Source organism: Paractinoplanes brasiliensis (assembly GCF_004362215.1).
Lineage (GTDB): Bacteria > Actinomycetota > Actinomycetes > Mycobacteriales > Micromonosporaceae > Actinoplanes > Actinoplanes brasiliensis.
In genome coordinates, this window is sequence record NZ_SNWR01000002.1 from 1768398 (window position 1) to 1787143 (window position 18746).

The 18746-nt window shown below is 70.8% G+C and carries 17 protein-coding genes and 1 pseudogene; 4 read left to right on the forward strand and 14 right to left on the reverse strand.

What is annotated here, in order from left to right; translation table 11 throughout:
• Positions 1-51 precede the first annotated feature (51 nt).
• The gene (locus C8E87_RS40005; RefSeq protein WP_133878548.1) at positions 52-720 is read right to left on the reverse strand and encodes a DUF1062 domain-containing protein; all 669 of its coding nucleotides are present in this window, start codon (positions 718-720) and stop codon (positions 52-54) included.
• A gap of 639 nt (positions 721-1359) precedes the next feature.
• Between C8E87_RS40005 and C8E87_RS40010 the strand changes: the two genes are divergently transcribed.
• Entirely contained in the window at positions 1360-1566 is a 207-nt protein-coding gene (locus C8E87_RS40010; protein ID WP_203720535.1) for a hypothetical protein, read from the forward strand.
• On the opposite strand, the gene C8E87_RS40015 is transcribed toward C8E87_RS40010, so the two are convergent.
• The gene (locus tag C8E87_RS40015) at positions 1547-2704 is read right to left on the reverse strand and encodes a lycopene cyclase family protein (RefSeq protein WP_133879247.1); all 1158 of its coding nucleotides are present in this window, start codon (positions 2702-2704) and stop codon (positions 1547-1549) included. The genes C8E87_RS40010 and C8E87_RS40015 overlap by 20 nt on opposite strands.
• Positions 2705-2767: 63 nt before the next feature.
• Between C8E87_RS40015 and C8E87_RS40020 the strand changes: the two genes are divergently transcribed.
• Positions 2768-3385 (forward strand): CBS domain-containing protein, encoded by a 618-nt coding sequence (locus C8E87_RS40020; RefSeq protein WP_133878549.1) that lies wholly within the window; start codon positions 2768-2770, stop codon positions 3383-3385.
• A gap of 12 nt (positions 3386-3397) precedes the next feature.
• Here C8E87_RS40020 and C8E87_RS40025 read toward each other — a convergent pair whose 3' ends face one another.
• Together C8E87_RS40025 and C8E87_RS40030 are read right to left on the reverse strand one after the other, a co-directional pair.
• Positions 3398-3964: a SigE family RNA polymerase sigma factor gene (locus C8E87_RS40025; RefSeq protein ID WP_133878550.1), complete on the reverse strand. Its 567-nt coding sequence runs from the start codon at positions 3962-3964 to the stop codon at positions 3398-3400.
• A 2-nt stretch (positions 3965-3966) separates the two neighbouring features.
• The gene (locus tag C8E87_RS40030) at positions 3967-4578 is read right to left on the reverse strand and encodes a permease-like cell division protein FtsX (protein ID WP_133878551.1); all 612 of its coding nucleotides are present in this window, start codon (positions 4576-4578) and stop codon (positions 3967-3969) included.
• 266 nt (positions 4579-4844) lie between these two features.
• On the opposite strand from C8E87_RS40030, the gene C8E87_RS44070 reads away from it, so the two are divergent.
• A complete protein-coding gene (locus C8E87_RS44070; RefSeq protein ID WP_166661435.1) occupies positions 4845-5450 on the forward strand; it encodes a DUF998 domain-containing protein in 606 nt (201 codons plus the stop codon).
• Here C8E87_RS44070 and C8E87_RS40040 read toward each other — a convergent pair.
• From C8E87_RS40040 to C8E87_RS40080, 9 genes and pseudogenes are all read right to left on the reverse strand, one after another.
• Positions 5438-7069 carry a sensor domain-containing diguanylate cyclase gene (locus C8E87_RS40040; RefSeq protein WP_133878552.1) on the reverse strand — a complete coding sequence of 544 codons (1632 nt, stop codon included), beginning with the start codon at positions 7067-7069 and terminating at the stop codon, positions 5438-5440. The two genes, C8E87_RS44070 and C8E87_RS40040, sit on opposite strands and share 13 nt — an antisense overlap.
• A gap of 172 nt (positions 7070-7241) precedes the next feature.
• The gene (locus tag C8E87_RS40045; protein ID WP_133878553.1) at positions 7242-7634 is read right to left on the reverse strand and encodes a hypothetical protein; all 393 of its coding nucleotides are present in this window, start codon (positions 7632-7634) and stop codon (positions 7242-7244) included.
• An 87-nt stretch (positions 7635-7721) separates the two neighbouring features.
• Complete coding sequence (locus C8E87_RS40050) at positions 7722-8102, reverse strand: hypothetical protein (RefSeq protein WP_133878554.1); 381 nt, start codon at positions 8100-8102, stop codon at positions 7722-7724.
• A 119-nt stretch (positions 8103-8221) separates the two neighbouring features.
• Positions 8222-8491 carry a glycoside hydrolase family 95-like protein gene (locus C8E87_RS47055; protein ID WP_438866675.1) on the reverse strand — a complete coding sequence of 90 codons (270 nt, stop codon included), beginning with the start codon at positions 8489-8491 and terminating at the stop codon, positions 8222-8224.
• A gap of 54 nt (positions 8492-8545) precedes the next feature.
• Positions 8546-10788: pseudogene (locus tag C8E87_RS47060) on the reverse strand (glycosyl hydrolase family 95 catalytic domain-containing protein); the annotation flags it as partial.
• Between the two features lie 226 nt (positions 10789-11014).
• Positions 11015-12835, reverse strand: a complete 1821-nt coding sequence (locus C8E87_RS40065; protein WP_166661436.1) for a beta-galactosidase — start codon at positions 12833-12835, stop codon at positions 11015-11017.
• Positions 12832-13758: a carbohydrate ABC transporter permease gene (locus C8E87_RS40070; RefSeq protein ID WP_133878557.1), complete on the reverse strand. Its 927-nt coding sequence runs from the start codon at positions 13756-13758 to the stop codon at positions 12832-12834. Before C8E87_RS40070 ends, C8E87_RS40065 begins: the two co-directional genes overlap by 4 nt.
• A complete protein-coding gene (locus C8E87_RS40075; RefSeq protein WP_239080046.1) occupies positions 13755-14711 on the reverse strand; it encodes an ABC transporter permease in 957 nt (318 codons plus the stop codon). Before C8E87_RS40075 ends, C8E87_RS40070 begins: the two co-directional genes overlap by 4 nt.
• Complete coding sequence (locus C8E87_RS40080) at positions 14708-16384, reverse strand: type 2 periplasmic-binding domain-containing protein (RefSeq protein WP_133878558.1); 1677 nt, start codon at positions 16382-16384, stop codon at positions 14708-14710. The genes C8E87_RS40075 and C8E87_RS40080 overlap by 4 nt, the downstream gene beginning before the upstream one ends.
• Positions 16385-16498: 114 nt before the next feature.
• On the opposite strand from C8E87_RS40080, the gene C8E87_RS40085 reads away from it, so the two are divergent.
• Positions 16499-17743, forward strand: a complete 1245-nt coding sequence (locus C8E87_RS40085; RefSeq protein ID WP_133878559.1) for an ROK family transcriptional regulator — start codon at positions 16499-16501, stop codon at positions 17741-17743.
• Between the two features lie 476 nt (positions 17744-18219).
• Here C8E87_RS40085 and C8E87_RS40090 read toward each other — a convergent pair whose 3' ends face one another.
• Complete coding sequence (locus C8E87_RS40090) at positions 18220-18720, reverse strand: hypothetical protein (RefSeq protein WP_133878560.1); 501 nt, start codon at positions 18718-18720, stop codon at positions 18220-18222.
• Between the last annotated feature and the right edge of the window lie 26 nt (positions 18721-18746).

Consider the following 18746-nt stretch of genomic DNA (forward strand, 5'->3'; position numbering starts at 1 on the left):
CCCTTGGGCGGGTGGGGGAGGCGGTGGCTGCTCCCGAGTGCGACATGACTCCTATGTCCGTATAAAGAAGTGGAAGTTGGTGGATGTTCGGCCGGTCAGGCGGTGGGTGGACCAGAGGGCGCCGCCCGCGATGAGTCTGCTGGCCTCGGAGCCGGAGATTCCCAAGCCGACCGCCAGCAACGCCGTCACTCTGAGCGGAATCGGCTGAGCGAAACAGACCGACGTGGCGAGCGTCATCGGTGGCCTGGCCCCGCCGCCGGCATCGGGACAAGCGGCCGCTCCCGGCTCGGCGACCACCCAAGACCCGCCAACCGCCCCTGGCCCGGCGACCACCTGAGACCCGTCAACCGTCCCGGGCGTGGTGGCCGTTGACTTCCGGAGGGTCCAGGCATCGGTCCAATCCAGGGTTACGCCGTTGCGGCGTTGCAGGGACGGGTCGGTCAGGAGTTCGGCGGCGAGGGTTGTGTCGTTGCTGTGGAAGCGGTCCAGCAGCGGCGGGGTGATGGCGCGGACGTTTGCCCGCTCCAGGACGGTCAGTTTGACGGTCGTGCCGCAGCCCGCGCACAGGGCGAGCAGCCAGACGTCGAGGAGTTTGTGGTTGGCGTTGATACGGAACTTGCCGTGCGCTTCGAAACGGGTCGATGGGCAACGCAGGCACCGACGGCGGATGAGCGGGAGCCTGGTCGGGGACACGAGCCACTGCGCGAAATGGGTGGTCAACGGTGGTGATACCGATCTGCTGCGACATTCCGGGCGGAGTCGACGCTCCGCGGGAGGTGTCCGCGCACGACGGTGGAGCGAGGGGCGGCCGGGTGTCACTACGGCACGCCGCACTCGCCTGGTCGGTGCGGGACGTCGGTACGCACGAGATCGGCACGGGGAGACGGTCAGGACGGAACGAACCGCGGCAGCCCGCCACGCGAACCACGATCAGCGCAGCGACCAATCACGACAGCCCGGCACGCGAACACGATGAAGGCGGCGAAGGTTCGCAGCAGCCCGGCACGCGAAACACGATCAGGGCAGGGACGAGCCCGGGGCATGGACCCGGGTCTCGAAGGCCGGTGAAGGGTCGCAGCAACCTGGCACGCGGAGAGGGTCCTGGAACCGCATAACGCGTGTCTACTCGAGCGCGGTGAATGTCTCAGCTGATGTACAAGGGTCCGTCCCGTCCGATGACCGGCAAACGCCCGGACAGGCACGCGGTGACCGCCCGGCAGTGGGCACGCTAACAGCGCACCTGTGCCGCGGGCCAGCGATTATGGACGGCATGAAGGCGATCATCTACAGCGGCAAGGGCGCCCCGGAGGTGCTGCGGCTCGTCGACCGGGAGACACCCGAGCCCGGTTCCAGTTCCTGGTGCTCTACACGGTCGGCAAGCGGGTCCTCCTCGCGGCGGCCGAGGACGTTGCGGCAGCGGCGGACGAGGGCGCGTTGCCCGTGGGCGAGGAGCACGGCTTGCCGCTGATCCGTTTCCCGCTGGAGGCCGCCGCGGACGCGCACGCGGCGGTGCAGAACAACGCGGTCGGCAAGGTGATCCTGGACGTCACCGCAGCCGGGCAATAGCGTCCCCGGCGGCGGCGCGCATCATCGGCAGCAGCGGGGTGGAGGACATCAGCCTGAGGTCCTCCGCCACACTGGTGGTCCCGTCGAGGAAACGCAGCACCAGCGACGCCGGGTTGCGGTCGAACAGCCGGTCGAAGAACGCCACCCCGTCGACCAGCCCGCGGTCCAGGGCGCGCAGCTGCACGGCGTCCATCCACAGATGCCGCGCCGGGTAGGGCGGCGCGGGCACGGGCGGCTGCCCCGCGGCGAGGGCCCCCGCGATCTGGTCGGCCTGGCGCAGCATCGCCGAGAAGGTGAAGCCGGTCGACGGCCGGGTGGCGCCGCCCGCCGTGCCGAGCCGGATGACGCGCGGGGAGGGCCGCGGCTCGAACGGGCCGTCGGTCATCGGGATCACGCCGTCCTCGACCTCCCGGACGCGCATCTCGGCGACGTTGAGCCCGAGCAGGTCGCAGTAGCCGCGCAACGCCCGGTCGTACGCGGGCGAGGCGAGCCGGGCGGGTGAGAACTCGGTGTACTCGACCAGCGCGAACCGGTCGCTGACGGGCAGCACGTACCCGAACGACACGCCGCGCGCGGGTTGCGGCGTACGGAAGTCCATCAGCACGGCCCGCCCGGCATCGAACACCGGACGGTCCGCCTCGAGCCACCAGCCCCGGAAATGCTGCAGCCAGTTGGTGCGCCCGGCCCGGCGCGGCGGTCGCGGGCGAGAATCAAGAGCCCACGATGCCCGTACGAGGGGAGTCCCGTCCTCGCCGGCCACGACAACCCGCTCGCCGTCGTCGGTCACCGAGCCGGCCGCCGCGGTGACCCGGACAGCTTCGGTGCGGGCGGCCAGCTCGTACAGCGGCGCCGACCGCAGCATCGCGTAGCGCAGCGGCTGCAACGACAGCACGCGGCGCCCGGCCGGGGTCACCACGTCGACGTCGTCCCAGGCGGCGCTGAGCAGCGGGTCGAGCGCCGTCCCGGGCGGCCCCCAGAACGCCCATGTCCTGTCCTGGCCGCGCTTGAGCACGGGGTCGACCACCGCCACCCGTACGCCCCCAAGTTTTTTCCGGCCGAGCGCGGCCAGCACGAGTGAGGCCGCGCCACCCCCGCCCACCAGCACCAGATCGACGTCGACGGGAGAGCTCACCGGCAAAGCCTGCCACGTGCGGGACCTTCGCCCCTGCCGCGGGCCCGGTTTTGCGGTCAAGCTGGCAGGGTGCGAGCCAAGGACATCATGAGCAGCCCCGTGCACACGGTCGAGCCGGCGGCGTCGGTCGAGCTGGCGGCGCGGGTGATGGCCGAGCGGGCCGTGACCGCGCTTCCCGTGCTCGACGACGCGGGCGCCCTGGTCGGCATCGTCAGCGAGGGCGACCTGTTGTGGCGGCGGGTCCCCACCGATCCGACCGCGAGCCTGCGCCGGCTCCCGGAGGCCCTTCCCACCGTACGGCCGGAGGCGGTCGCCGATGTCATGTCGCGCTCGCCGGTGACGACGCACCCGGACGCCGACCTGGCCCAGGTGGCCGAGACCATGCTCGCGTACGACGTGCGCAGCATGCCCGTGGTGGAGAACGGTGTGCTGGTGGGCATCGTCAGCCGCCGCGACATCCTGCGGGCGATGGTGCGCGGCGACGAGACGCTCACCCGCGAGGTGCAGCACCGGCTCGACGAGTACGCCGACGGCTCGCGCGACTGGGTGGTCGGCGTCCGCGACGGGCTGGTCACCGTGTCCGGCACGTTCACCGACGCCGACGAACGCAAGATCGTGGCGGTGCTCGCCCGTACGGTGCCCGGGGTGGCCGCCGTCCGGGTCGAGGACCAGCAGGCCGCGGGCTGAGCGGCAGGCTCCTCAACGGTCGAGGAAGTCGTCGCCGAGCAGGTCGCGCAGGCGGGTCAGGGCGCGGGAGTTGCGCATCTTGACCACCGACACGGACACACCCAGGATCGTCGCCACCGTCTCGACGCTGTGGTCCTCGGCGTGCCGCAACACCAGCACGGCCCTGTCCTCGACGCTGAGCCGGGCCAGCGCGTCGACGAGGGTGAGGCGCAGCTCCGGGGATCCGGCGTCGTCCGGCCGGTCGGGCAGCTCGGCCAGCACCAGTTCCGAGCCGCTGCGCCGTTTCTGCTGGTCGAACACGAGGTTCATGAGCACCCGGCGGCTGTACCCGTCGAGGTTGGTGCCGCTGCGCAGCCGCGTCCACGAGGCGTACATCTTGGTGAAGGTCTGCTGGGTCAGGTCCTGGGCGAGGTGCCAGTCCCGGCACATCAGGTACGCGCTGCGGCGCAGGCGGGTGGCGGCGGACTCGACGAAGGCGGTGAACTCGGCGTCCCGGGCGGCCTTGCGCCGGCGGCCCAGCGGCCATCCGCCCGCGGGAGCCGGCGCCACCGGCTCGGTCACGGAGGCTGTCTCGGTCACGGTCACTTGACCACGCCGGGGGGTTCGGGCGACGGGCAGATCCGGCCGACGACGTCGACCACACCCGGCATGGCGGCGTACTGCGCCTCGAAACGGGTGGAGACCGAGTCGTCGACCAGCTTCACCCGGAACGACTCCGGCACATCCTTCGGGGCTACGGACGCGACGAAGTCGGGGCTGTCACTCCACAGGGCCTTGAAGCGCTCGTACGCCTCCCGCCGGTTCTCGAAATCGAACGACTTCACCCGTTTGTCCCCGTCGAGCGCGGACCGGATCGCCGCACGCTGCTGCCCGGTCGCCGAGTCCTCCAGGAACATGGCCACCTCCGTCACGCCGCTGACCACCCGGCCGGGCGTGCAGTTCGCGGCGGCGAGCGGCATCATCGCGGCCGCGATCGTCACCGGCGGAGCGGCCGGTTCCGGGGCCCCGGGGCGCAACGCCACCACGCTCAACACCGCGATCAGCCCCGCTGCCACTCCCCCGGCGGCCGTCATCCGGCGGCGCCGGCGCACCCGACCGCCCTCGGTGATGGCCGCGTGCGCCAGCACCGCCGGATCGGCGCCGGGGTCGTCACCGACCGCCCGGTCGAACTGTTCCCGTAGGTTCCCGTCCACTGGTCGTCATCCTCACTGTCGCTCGGTCCTCTGCCCACTAAGACCGGATGGACCCCGGATTCGGTCACACCGGATCGCCGCGCAGGTAGCGGGTGGCCATGCTGACCAGCTCGGTCCCGAACGTCTCGACGGCGACGGCCCGCGGCGCGGCCATCAGACAGTGCGTGTTCATCTCGACGGTGAACAGGATGAGCTCGGCAGCGGTACGAGGATTCGCCGTAGGGCCGGCTGCGGCACGACCCGGCCTTACCGATCATGATGGAGAGGTGAGCAGGGTTGCGGGGGCCGGCGGCGCCGTGGTGGTGACGGCCGGGGCCGTGATCATGCTGGTGGCGCTGGTCGCGCCGGACGGGAGCTGGTGGGCCGGGTACGTCAGCGAGGCGGGCACGGCAGGGCAGCCGTACGCGATCCCGTACCGGGCCGGCCTGGTGCTGCTCGCGGCCGGTGTCGCGCTGGTCGGGCTGGCGTTGCGGGCGCTGCGGGCGGCGTCGGTGGCGCTGTTCGTGGCGGCCGGGCTGGCGGCCACGTCGGGCCTGGTGGCGTGCACCGACCGCTGCCCGCTGCCGCCGTACGAGCCGACCACGCCGGCCGATGTGGTGCACGCGGCCGCCAGTGTGGTGGGCATGGTCGTGCTGGCGGGCGCGATGGCTCTGGTGTGGCTGTCGGACCTGCGTACGGGAATCACCCGCCTGGCCGGTGTGGCGGTGGCCCTGCTCGTCCCGCTCGGCGCTGTCCTGGGACTGCTGATGCTGTTCGTGGGGCGCAGCGACCTCGGCGCGCTGGTCGAACGCGCGGTGCTGTTCGTGGCCGTGAGCTGGCTGGTCGGGACGGGACTGCTGCTCGGGTCCGGACGGCCGGTCTACGTCCACTGAGCCGGGGCGCCGTCGTGGCGGCTCATCACGAACCGGTTCTTGCCGGAGGTCTTCGCGGCGTACATGGCCTCGTCCGCGGTGTGCACGAGCTGCTCGGCGCCGTACGCGTCACTGCCGGGCTCCCGGATCGCGACGCCGACGCTGCAGCTGACCGTGACCGGCTGGCCGTCGATGTCGAACGGGGTCTGCAGGCTGCGCACGATCCGGCCGGCGATGGCCTCGGCCTCCTCGGCGCCGTCGCCGGTCAGCCCCTCGGCCAGGATCGCGAACTCGTCGCCGCCGAGCCGGGCCACGATGTCGCTGGACCGGGCGCACACCTCCAGGCGCCGGGCCGCCTCGACGAGCAGCTGATCGCCGGCGCTGTGGCCGAGCCCGTCGTTGACCGCCTTGAAGCCGTCCAGGTCGACGAAGAAAACGGCCAGAGCTTCCCTCGTACGCTGCTGGGCGCGCAGCCCGTTCGCCAGGCGCTCGTCGAACAGCGCGCGGTTGGCCAGGGCGGTGAGGGTGTCGTGCAGCGCCAGGTGGCGCAGCTGGTCCTCGCTCTCGCGCAGCCGGGCCTCGACTTCCTTGCGCCGCTCGATGTCGTGGCGCAGGGCCGAGGTGGCCTGGTCGACCTGCCGCAGCGCGCGCCGCCGCGAGTCGGCCAGCCCGCCGGCCAGGAGCGTGACGAACAGCCCGATGCCCAGGGCGGCCTCGGGCAGGCGGCGCTCGGTGCCGCTGATCAGGCTGTCGGTGGGCTGTACGTCGATCCGCCAGTCCTGCTCGCCGACTGTGACGGTGCGGGTGCGGTGCAGACGGGACTCGCGCAGCAGGACCCCGGTCGGGGTGGTGGAGGCGACGGCGGCGACCGAGGACCCGTCGACCGCGCTCAGCGTCACCTTGACCAGCTCACCGGCGTACGCGAGCAGGGTCTCCTCGATGAAGTCGCTGCCGCGCGTCGTCAGGGTGATCCAGCCCAGGAACTCGGTGGCGCCGTTCCGGTCGATCTGCCTGCTGACCGGGGCGGCCAGCAGGAACGCTCGCTGCTGCTCCGCCGCGGGCAGATCGCGGTCCTTGAGCAGCACGTACGGGTGGCTGGCGGCGACAGACCCGCGGGCCCGCGCCAGCCGCAGCGCCGCCGCCGGTTCCTCGGCCGCGCTCACATCCCGCCCGACGTCCGGGGCCACGTTGTCCAGCGCCCGGCTGAAGATCAGGTAGTAGTGCTCCCCGGCGCCCTCGGCGGTCCGCAGGCGCAGGTTGCCGGCGCCGCGTTCACGCCAGTACTGCTGCACCCCGGCGGCCTCGTCCGGCTCGGCGGCGACGACGAATCCGATGGCGCTCGCGCCGGGAAGCCGGTCCCGGGTGAGCCGCGACGTCATCACCTCGAAGTCGGTGTGGGTGAACGTGGTCTGCGCGGCGATCGCGGCGCTGACGTCCGACAGGGTCTCGGCGTACCGGGAGGCCTCGTTGGCCAGGGCACGCTCGATGGCGTCGGTGTTGTGCTCCATCAGCAGCGCCGCGTGCCGCTGCTGCACCTCCCGCACCTGCGCCATCGCGAGCCACGAGCCGAGAGAACCGACGACCACGATGGCCAGGACCAGCGCTGTGCCGAGCCGGCGGTAGCGGCCGCGTACCTTCATGCGGGGGTTCCTCAGCGTCTCTCGGTGGGCGTCCCCTTCCTATCGACCGCTTCCGCCGGGGTGTGAGAGTTGACCGGGTCCCGCAAATGAGCCCGGCGGCGAGCCGGGCCGGGCCCTGGGAATGAGGCGGGGCCGCACCCTCGCGGATGCGGCCCCCTGGTGCGCTCGTGGGTCAGCGACGCCAGCGGTGCCAGGCGCCGTGGAAGTCGCCGCCGCGGTAGCTGTTGTACCAGCCGCCGTACCAGTTGTGGTTGTCCCAGCCGCCGTTCCAGTCCTCGACGGTCAGGACCCAGGCGCCCCGGCCCCAGCCGACCCGGACCCGGTCACAGTCGTAGTCGTCCCAGCGGTCACGGATCTCGCCGATGCGGCCGACCCGCTCGCAGGCCCACCGCGTCCGGAAGTAGCCGACGACCTCGTCGTCGTCCCAGTACGCCTGGGTCTGCGTCGAGGCGCTCGATGCGGCCCCCTGCGCGGAGCCGGTCGCAGCCGACGCCGGGGCGGCCGCGACCGCCACGGTGCCCAGCCCGAGCCCGGCGATGGCGAGCAGACGGGTAACGCGATTCATGGGTCTTTCCCCTCTCGACACAACGTTTGCCAGACCAATGAACCACGCATAACGGACATCCGGGCCAACTTGGGTGCCGTTACCTCTTTAGTGTCCGAGTTCGTCCAGGAGGACGCCGACCAGGGCGGACTCGGGTGTGGTGCTGCCGTGCACGAGTTCGAGGGTGGCGCCGCCGGGCAGGGTGAGCGACACCCGGCGGTGTTCCCGGGCGGCGACCCATGTGCTCAGGACACGCACCAGTTCGGTGGCGGCCGGCAGTGACGCCGGGATGCGGGCAACGACCGAGCCGATCGTGGCGACGTCGACCGGCCGCGGTTCCGGGCGGGGAGCGGCGACGACCTGACCCCCGTACGCGGTCATCTCCGCACGCAAATCGCGTTTGACGGCCCGGGTGTTCCGCTCGACGATCTCGGGCGGCTCTGCCGAATCGAAAGTGATCTCGACGGCGGGAAGCTCTGCATGTGTCACGTGTCTGCCTCGGATCGGAAGGGACCGAACGAGCGCACGATATCCAGCTCCGGAGCCCGCGAACGATCTCCGCGACGGTTCGGTACGCCCGGCCGCGCCGACGCCCCGATCGGACTAACTCACCGGCGGGAAGCCGTTCGGCCCGGCCATTCCACGACGTGCGGGACGCCGGCTTGCAGCTTCGCCTGGACGGTGTGCGAGCCGGACCGCACCGTGACCGTCGCGTCCCGGTCGCTGACCAGGCGCACCTCGGCCGGCACGCCGCCGGACCAGGTGGCGTCGACGGTGACGCCGCCGCGGGCCCGCAGCCCGGCGAACGCGCCCTCCGCCCACTCGGCGGGCAGGCACGGCAACAGGTGAATCTCGTCGCGGTGGGACTGGAGCAGCATCTCGGCCACCCCCGCCGTGAACCCGAGGTTCCCGTCGATCTGGAAGGGCGGGTGGGCGCAGAACAGGTTGCGGTAGACGCCCGCGCTGTCGTTCGCCGGGCGCAGGAACCGCCGGATCGCGGCGAGGGCGTCGTCGGCGTCCCGGAGCCGGGCCCGCAGGGCGATCCGCCAGGCGAGGGCCCAGCCGGTGGACTCGAGACCCCGCGCGTCCAGGGTGCGGCGGGCGGCCTCGGCCAGCTCCGGGGTGTCGTCCGGGTCGATCGAACGGCCGGGGAAGAGCCCGACCAGGTGCGAGGTGTGCCGGTGCCCCGGTTCGGCGTCGGCCACGTCGTCCGGCCACTCGGCCAGGCGTCCGTCGGCGCCCACCCGCTCCCGTGGGACACGGTTGAGGGCGTCCACGATGTCGCGGTCCGCGGCCGGCCGGGTCCCAATGGTGTCGCGGCTCGCGGCGGGCAGGGTCCCGCTGTTGTCGCGGCCCTCGGCCGGCCGGGTCCCGCTGTTGTTGCCGCTTGCGGCTTCCAGCAGGGCTCGGATCAGTGCCAGGTCGGCGGTTGCGGACACGCCGATGCCGGTGGGCCGGCCGTCCGGGGCGACGTACTCGTTCTCCGGCGACGTCGAGGGCGAGGTGCCCAGCGTCCCGTCGGGCATCTCCCGCAGCCAGGCCAGGCAGAACTCGGCCACGCCGTCCAGCAGCGGAAGATAGGTGTCGTCACCGGTGTAGTCGTGGTGCTCCCAGGCGTGCCGGACCAGCCAGGCCGCCGCGAGGGGCCAGAACGACCAGCGCACCTCGTCCTCCCCCACGCCGGCGGGCTGCGCGAAGCCCCAGGCGTCGGAGTTGTGGTGCAGCGTCCAGCCCGGCAGGCCGTACCGGGAACGGGTCATTTCCGCCCCCGTACGGCGGCGTGGCGAAGCCAGTCGAGCAGGGGAAGATGGCATTCGGCCAGGTTGGTGACCAGCGCCGGCCAGTAGTTCATCTCCAGGTTGATGTTGGTCGTGTAGTTGGCGTTCCACGGCGGGCGCACCGAGTCGTTCCAGAGCCCCTGCAGCCCCGCGGGCAACCCACCCGGGCGCGACGACGAGATCAGCAGGTAGCGGCCGTACTGGAACTGCAGGGCAACCAGGGCCGGGTCGCTTTCCCCGGCTGCGTGGGCTTTCAGGCGTTCGGTGGTGTCCAGCCGGGAGACGGCCTCCGGCGGTCCCAGCCGTACGCCGGTCCGGGCGAACAACCGCAGATGCTCCCGCTCGTGCGCCGCCCGCAGCGTGGCGTACCCGCCCGTCTGCCGCAACAGCGTCGTCACGTCGTCGAGCCGCTCCCGCAGACGCTCCCCGATCTCGCCCTGCGGGGGCGTGAGCGGATCGATGTAGTCGGTGACCGCGGCCAGCACCAGGATCACCTCGTCGTCCACGTCCACGACCAGCTCGTCCCCGTCGAACTCGACGTGCGCGGCGCCGAGCACCCGCAGCCCGGCCATCGCGGTGACCGAGCCCGGCCCGTACGTGATCTCGTCCCCGACGTCCGACGGCATCCGCACGGTCATGACCAGCTGGTCGACGGCCACCGTCGACGGCCGGTCGACCGCCGCCGTCGAGTGCGGCGGGGCCGGGCACGCGGACGGCCGATCCAATGCCGCCGTCGGATGCTGGGAGGCCGGGGACACGGACGGCCGATCCAATGCCGCCGTCGGGTCCGGCGGGGCCGGGGACACGGACGGCCGATCAAGTGCCGCCGTCGGGTCCGGGGAGGCCGGGAACGCGGACGGCCGATCCAGTGCCGCCGTCGGGTGCGGGGAGGTCAGGCGTATCCGCAGCCGGGCCGGTCTCGACAGGCGCCGGCGGATGACCAGCGCCTGCGACCCGATCCACGCCTCCTGGCTGACCCGCCCGTACGGCCCGCTGTGGGTGTGCGAAACGACAGCCGAACGCATGTCGAGCGACCGCTGATAGACACTCGGCGGCTCACCTGCCGGCTGTGTGATCCACAGGTCGGCGAGGGGCTGAAAGGCCTGACTGTTGCCACCCTGCAGCCCGCGCACGGCCTCCTCCGCGGCCCGCACGTCCCCACTTGCGAGGGCCGCCCTCGCTGCGGCCAGCCGCTCCGGTCCATCGGTGACAGGGCGGCTCCCGTACGCGGTCTCGGGCGTGCCGCTCCAGCAGGTGTTCTCGTTGAGCTGGAACCTGTCCTCGCCCACCCCGCCGAAGCACATCGCGCCCAACCGCCCGTTGCCGAGCGGCAGCGCGTCGGTCCACTCCACGGCCGGCGCGCGGTATCGCAGGATCGTGCAGTCATCGGTCAACATCTCGGTTGAGCGCACTCCTCTCCCCCGACGGCGCGGACCCGGCCCGGCTTCTGGAGGCCCCGAACGATAAGGCGCTGACCTGCCCCCGGCAACCACCGAACGCCCGCCTGTGGACAACCGAAAACGCGCCCACCATCCATGTGGAAAACTCGGCCCCGCACCGGCGCGTGGTGTTTAGGGTGGGGGTTCCCCCAGGTGGGCGGGTTGGGGGTAGGAGTCGTATACGTCACGATCTTGCCCAAGGGGTGGGGTCGGGCAGGTCGGCGGCGACGTAGCGGACCAGTCCGCGGCCGTAGCGGTGTTCGGTGACGAGCGGGCGGCCCTCGGAGGAGTGCAGCACGACAGTGGCGTCCTGCGGGTCGATCTCGTCGAGCCATACGCCGTATTCGCCCGGCCGATGCTGCTTGGCCCCCACGCCGCGCTCGCTCGGGTGGTCGTCGCGCACGCCGCCGACACCGCACTCACCGGATCGGTCGTCCCGCACCCCGCGAACACCGCACTCACCAGATCGGCCGTCCCGAACGCCGCAAACACCGCACTCACCAGATCGGCCGTCCCGAACGCCGCGAACACCGCACTCGCCGGGGCGGTGCCGTGCCACCCGGATGCCGCAGAGGTCGTCGAAAGCGCCCGGTGTCGTCCTGGAATGCTCGTCGGTGAGGCCGCTTCCGAACGTCAGGACCAGGGTTCCGCCGTCGGCGACGTACGAGCGCAGCCGTTTGTGCAGTGCGGCGGGAACCATGTGCAGAGCAGGCGCCACCACAAGCGAATACCCCTCCAGCGGCGCCCCGATCGGCAGGACGTCGACGGGCGGGCCCATGGCGTGATGCCACCGCCGCGTGATGGCTGTGTAATCCACGAACGGCGTCGGCAAATGCGGGGACTGCCACGCCCACATCGACTGCTCGTCGTAGATCAGCGCCCGGGTGGATTCGACCCGCACCGGCGTACGGGTGGCAAGCGACCGCCCGATCGGCGCGAGCTCGGAAAGCAGCGGAACCATCGCCGGATGCCATTGTTCGGCGCCCCCGCGGCCGGCCCGCCATTGGAAGTACATGACTGCCGAGGCTCCGCCCGCGACATACGTTTCCGCGGCCGCCCGTGCCTCCCCCGCCGGCAGGGCGCGCGTCACGCCGTCCGCCTGCCGCACAGCTGCGGGCGCGTGTTCCATGAGCATCCACGGCTGCCCACCGGCCCAGCCTCGGGCCAGGTCGGCCACGAAAGCGCGCGCCGCGAGATGGCCTTCGACCGATTCCGGGTAGTCGTCGACGGCCACCACGTCGACCTCGCGCGCCCACCGGGCATGGTCGACCGGCACCCATCCGCCGAGCACGAAATTGGTCGTCACCGGCACCCCGTACGGGCGCAGGATGTCGCGCTGGGCCAGGTAGTGGGTGAGCATCGCGTCCGAGGAGAAACGGCGGTAGTCCAGCACGTGTGCGGGGTTGCTCAGGTACTGGGTGGCGCGCGGCGGCAGCACTTCGTCGAAACAGCCGTACCGCTGTGACCAGAAATCCGTGCACCACACCTCATTGACAAGCCCGATTTCCCCGTACGTGTGGGAAAGCCACCGCCGGAAGGCCGGCGCGCAATGGTCGCAGTAGCACGTCGTGCCGTACTCGTTGTGCACGTGCCACAACCGCAGGGCCGGATGCTGCCCGTACCGTGCGGCCAATTCGTTCGCGATCCGGTTCGACGCCTCCTGGTATTCGGGCGCGTTGACGCAGTACGTGTCGCGGGAGCCGTGGGTGAGCCGGACCCCGTCGGCGGTCACCGGCATCGCACCGGGATGCGCCCGGGTGAACCAGGGCGGCGGCGACGCGGTGGGGGTGGCCAGGCATACGCCGATCCCGTTGCCGTGCAACAGGTCGAGCACCTCGTCGAGCCAGGCGAAGTCGAACCTGTCCTCGGCCGGCTGCAACCGTGACCACGAGAACACGCCGACGGTCACGAGGCTGATCCCGGCCGACCGCATCAGCGCGACGTCCTCCCGCCACACGTGCGGGGGCCACTGCTCGGGGTTGTAGTCGCCGCCGAACCGGATCATCCCTTGATCGCCCCGAGCAGAACGCCCTTGGTGAAGTGGCGTTGCACGAACGGATAGACGATCAGGATCGGGATGAGCGTCAGGGTCACCACGGCCATCTGGATCGCCAGCGGGGTGATCTCCTGGGTGCCGAAGTACTGGCCGGTGGTGTTCTGGCCGCTGCCGGGCATCGCGTTGCCCTGCAGGGTGTAGGTGTAGATGACCATCTGCAGCGGCCACTTCTGGTTGTCGGGCAGGAACAGCAGCGCGTTGAAGAACGTGTTCCAGTACCCGACGGCGTAGAAGAGCGCGACCACGGCGGTGACGGCGCGCGAGGTCGGCAGCACGACCGACCACAACGTACGCCAGTCCCCCGCCCCGTCGATGGCGGCCGCGTCGATCAGCTCCTGCGACGTGGCCGAGAAGAACGCCCGTACGACCAGGATGTTGAACACGCTCACGGCCGTCGGCAGGATCATCGACCAGTAGCTGTCGTAGCCGCCCAGCGCCGAGACCACCAGGAACGTCGGGATCAGGCCACCGCTGAAGAACATGGTGACGACCAGCACGAGCAGGATCGGGCGGTGGGCGTACGAGCCGTGCCGCGACAGCCCGTACGCGCACAGGATCGTCACCACCATCGAGATCAGCGTCCCGACGATCGTGATGCCGAGGCTCACCAGCAGCGAATGCATGACGAGCTGGTTGGTGAAGATCTGCTTGTACGCGGCGAACGTGATGCCGTCGGGCACGAGCACCATCCCGCCGGCCTGGTTGACCGCGCTCTGCGTGGACAGGCTGGTCAGCACCACCATCCACAACGGGATCAGCACGACGGCCAGCACGATGAACAGCACGACGCCCTTGCCGGCCTGGCCTGCGGCGGTGGGCGGTTCCTCCCAGCTCGGGCGGCGGGGATCTCTGACAGGAACAGCGACAGTCATTGGCGGTACAGTCCGTCCTCACCCAACAGGTGCGCGATCTTGTTGGCGGCCAGCAGGAAGAGCAGCGACAGGACGCCCTTGAACAGCGACGCGGCGGCGCCCAGGCTGAAGTTCGCGTTCACGACGCCGTAGAAATAGGCGTACGTGTCGAGCACCTCGGCGGCGTCACGCCCGACAGCGCCGCGCTGGATGAGCATCTGCTCGAACCCGACGGTGAGCACGTTGCCCAGGCGGAGCACCAGCATGAGCACGATGACCCCGCGGATGCCGGGCAGCGTGATGTGCCACATGCGCCGCCAGCGGCCGGCCCCGTCGGCGGCGGCCGCCTCGTACAGCTGGGTGTCGATGGCGGCCAGCGCGGCCAGGAACACGATGATGCCCCAGCCCGCCTCCTTCCAGATCACCTGGGAGGTGACGAGCAGCTTGAACGTGTCCGGGTTGGTCATGATGTCCCAGGTGGCCAGCCCGTTCGACCGCAGGAACTGGTTGAGCGCGCCGGCCCCGCCCAGCATCTGCTGGAAGATCGTCACGGCCAGGACCCAGGAGAAGAAGTGCGGCAGGTACACGACCGACTGCACGATCGTCCGGATCTTGCTGCTCATGATCGAGTGGAGCAGCATGGCCAGCGCGATCGGCACCGGGAAGTAGAACACCAGCTGCACCAGGCTGAGCATGAGCGTGTTGCCCAGCGCGCTCCAGAACAGCGGGTCCGCGAACAGCTGCCGGAACGTCTCCAGCCCGGTCCACGGGCTGTGCCAGAACCCGGCGTAGATGCTGTACCGCTGGAACGCCGTGGCCGTGCCGAACATGGGCACGTAGTTGAAGACGATCAGCAGCACGACCGCCGGGATCACCATGATCAGCAGGCTGCGGTCGCGGCGGAACCGGCTCTTCTTGACCGGCTTCTCCTCGGGCGCGCGGAGAGCCGCGGGCGCCTCGTGCAGAGCGGTCACTGGCCCGTGCCGTACTTGCTGCGGATGTCCTCGTAGAACGCGCGGAGCTGGTCGCCGCCCTGGGCCCGCCAGCTCTTGAGTCCCTCCTGGAACGCCGAGACCGGTTTACGCCCGAACCGGATGTCCTTGACCAGGTCGACCATCGGCTGGTTGATGGTGGCGTACTGGGCCGGCTCGGTGACGTTCATGCCGTAGAAGGCGGGCTTGGCCGCGTACTTGACCATGTCGGCCTCCCACGCGGCGTAGTCCTTGGCCACCTGGGTCTGCCCGGCGATCACGGTCGTCGGGGTGAGCGGCGTGACCAGGAACTGGTAGGTGGTCGCGACCTCTTTGCTGCCCCGCTCGGTGAGCACCGGGTTGCCGTCGACCATCGTGTAATCGGTGCCCTCGACCCCGAAGTTGACGGTCAAATACTCTTTCGACCCGTACGGGGATGCCAGGTAGTTCGCGATGGCCAGGCACTCCTTGATCTGGTCGCCGCTGAGCTTGGCGTTGAGGAAGCTGTACATGCCGGCGCTGGGGTTCATCCAGATCTGCGGCTTGCCGTCGGTCGACAGCAGTTTGAAGGCCTGCCGCTCGTACGAGGGGTTGGCCGCCTTGCCGCTCTTGGCGTCGTCGCCCTTCCACGCGCCCGGCCCGTCCCCGGTGATCGCGACCTTGCCGCTCCAGAAGCGCTGCTTGGCCTCCTGGGTCTTGTCGGCCAGCGCGTCCGGGTGCACGTGGCCCGCCTTGGCCTGCGCCTGGTACCAGTTCAGGGCCTCGATGATGCCCGGGGTCTCGTACCGGTGAATGATCTTGCCGCTGTCGTCGATGACCCAGCGGTTGGGGTCGACCGGGAACTTGAAGATCTGCCCCATGGAGTCGAAGACGTCGTCGAACGCCCACCGGCCGGCCGAGGCGCCGGTGAGCTGTTTGCCCAGCGCGGCCAGGTCGTCCGGGGTCTTGATGTCGTCGGGGTTGATGCCCTCGGCGGCCAGGATGTCCTTGCGGTGGAAGAGCGTGCCCGCGATCGTGGCGCCGCTGTAGTAGACGGGCAGGCCGTACAGCTTGCCGTTCCAGATGCAGCACTGCCAGGCGCTGGTCGGGATGGCCGCGAGATTCGGGTACGCCTTGATCGCGTCGCCGGACAGGTAGGGGCCGAGGTCGGCGAACTTGCCCACGGCGTCCGCGAAGCCCAGGTTGCCCATGTTCCAGCTCGGGATCTGCACCCAGTCGGGCAGCTTGTCCCCGGCGAACAGGGTGGGCAGGACCTTGTCGTAGTTGTTGCCGTCGGCCGGCTGCAGCTTCAGGGTCGCGCCGAGCGCCTTGTTGACCGCCGCGTAGTACGCGTTGCCGCCGGCGGACGGGATAGCGCCCCACAACGGTGTCATCGTCGTGTACGAGCCGCCCTTGCCCGGCACGCCGTTCGACGTCGTCAGGGGGTTGTCCGGGTACTTGAGGAAGGCCGGGCTGCTGAAGAACCCGTTCGCGCCCTGCACGCTCGGGATGTCGGCCTTGACGAGCTCGTTCGGCACGTACGCGGGAAGCAGTTTCCGCAGTTGGTCCTGGCTGGTCGTGCCCGGGCCGCTGGACGTCTTTGCGTCGCCGCACGCGGACAGCAGACCGCCGCCGGTCAGGGACAGGGCGCCGAGACCGGCCAGCCCGAGAAAACGCCGTCTATCGAAAGAGTTCACTGTCTCGCTCCGTCTCGGGGTATCTTTAGTTGGGACGGTAAACGAACTAACACCGGGGCCACAAGCCCCGGTTGCGACCGGTGCCGTAGTCTGCGGGGGTGGCTGGGGGCTTTGGTGATCACTAGGGACGGCGGTCCGCAGCCGGCGGACTTCGCCGACGTCCGAGCGACGAATCTCGCCGTCGTGCTGCGCCACGTACGCACCCATTCGCCCTGCTCACGAGCCGACATCGCGGCCACCACGGGCCTCAACAAAGCCACCGTCTCGTCGCTGGTCACCGACCTGATCGACAGGCGCCTGGTCCGCGAGGTCGGCATGACCGAGAACCGGATCGGCCGGCCCGCCATGATGCTGGTCCTCGACGGTTCCCCGTACGCGGCGGTCGGGCTCGAAATCAACACGGACTACCTGACCGCCGTGGCCCTCGACCTGGCCGGCGAGCGCCTGCTGTCGTGGCGCCGCGCGTTCACCGGAACCCCCGGCCAGCCCGGCCAGGCGATCGCGTCGCTGGCCGCCCTGGCCCGCCGTGCCGTATCGAAACTGGAACGCGAAGGCCGCCAGGTGCTGGGCCTCACCGTCGCCGTCCCCGGCCTGGTCGACGCCGACGGGGTCGTCGAGCTCGCCGCCGGCCTGGGGTGGCAACAGGTCGACCTGCGCAAGTCGCTGACCGCGGCCCTGGGCGAACCGGCGTACCCACTGATGGTCGAGAACGACGCCAACCTGGCCGTGCTGGCCGAACAACGCCTCGGCGACTCGGCCGGCGTCGCCGACCTGGTCTACCTGACCGGCGGCGCCAGCCTGGGCGCCGGCATCATCTGCGACGGCCGCCCCCTGCGCGGCGCCCGGGGCTTCGCCGGCGAATTCGGGCACCTGCCGCTCGACCCGGCCGGCCCTTCGTGCACCTGCGGGCGGCGGGGCTGCCTGGAGGCGTACGCGGGATTGGGCGCCCTGATCCGCCAGGCGCTGCCCGACGTCGGCATCGAGACCGCTCTGTCCCCGTCCGAGTTCGGCCCGCACGTCGACGAGATCCACCGCCTGGCCAAAGCGGGCGACGTTCAGGTGCTGGCCGCATTGACCGACGTGGGCCGCCACCTGGGTCACGCCCTCTCGCTGCTGACCAACCTCATCAACCCGGCCTGCGTGGCCCTCGGCGGCTACTTCACGGTCTTGTCGCCGTGGCTGATCCCGGCGGCTACTGCGGAGCTGGAGTCCCGCTCGGTCGCGGCCAACTGCGGCGGCACCCGCCTGGTCGCCTCCGCCCTCGATTCCAGCGCGGCCGCGGCGGGCGGAGCCACCCGGGTGCTGGACGCCATAGACGCTGGGGTCCTGCCTCCACCCCGGACCGCCGCCGCCCGCTGACCGGGGCCGACTTCTCGCCGCGCTGTGCCGCCCGGCTCCCGATCGCCCGACCGCTCGGCGGCCCACCCCACCCCGCCTAGGGCATCCTAGGAAACTAGCCTGTTTCTTTGGGCGCTGGACACGAGCAGTACCGCTCGCGCCGAGCCCTCGAAGAAGGCAGGTGCTCGTCAGCCTGCCTACGCGCCGTCGGCTCAAGGTCGTGACGAGACGTCGCCTAGTGAGGCCAGGCGTCCTAGGAACCTAGTTCGGGGCTTGCCACTGCCCCACGAATCAGGCGCGAGGGGTTCTCGAGGAGGCTCGGTCGGGAGGAAGCGCTAGGAAGCGGAAAGAGGCGCGAGGAAGCGGGAAGCGCAAAGGAAGCCGGAGGCGCGAGGAGGGAAGCGGGAAGAAAGCCCGAGGAGGGAAGCTGGCGGAGGCGCGACGAGGTGGCGCAGGGAGGGGTGCGGGAAGAAAGCGCACAGAGGAGGCGCCCGCTCTCAGCACCAAGCGGCGCCGTCGTGGGAGCCGGTCAGGGAGAGTCCGTATTCGTCGGTGGGGGCTGCCTCCTGGTCGGGCAGGCCGTTGAAGTCACTGGGGAACCACACCGAGAAGTAGGCCGTCGCGCCGTCGATCTGTTTGGTCAGGCAGGTGGCGGCGGCGCTGGTGACCAGGCCGCTGGACGGGATCGGGGTGCCGTCGCCCTGCCATTGCCAGCCGTCTTCGGTGGCCGCCCGGCGGTGGAACTCGATGATCTCGTCTCGGGTGAGTGTGCTGCGGAACTCGCGGCCCGCGTAGGCGAAACCGTCGTCGTCGTCGCAGCCGGAGTATGCGCCGACCTCCTCGGCCCCGGGCGGGTGGACGGTGAGGATCGTGGCGTCGTCCAGCGTCACGGAGTAGTTCCGGTCGCGCTGGCTGCATCCGTAGTCGAGCACCCCGCAGCCGGCTACAGCCCCGGTGCTGAGGAGCAGGAGGACACCGGCCAGCCGCGTCGTGATCATCCGCGGCAGCATAGTGACTCGACGGC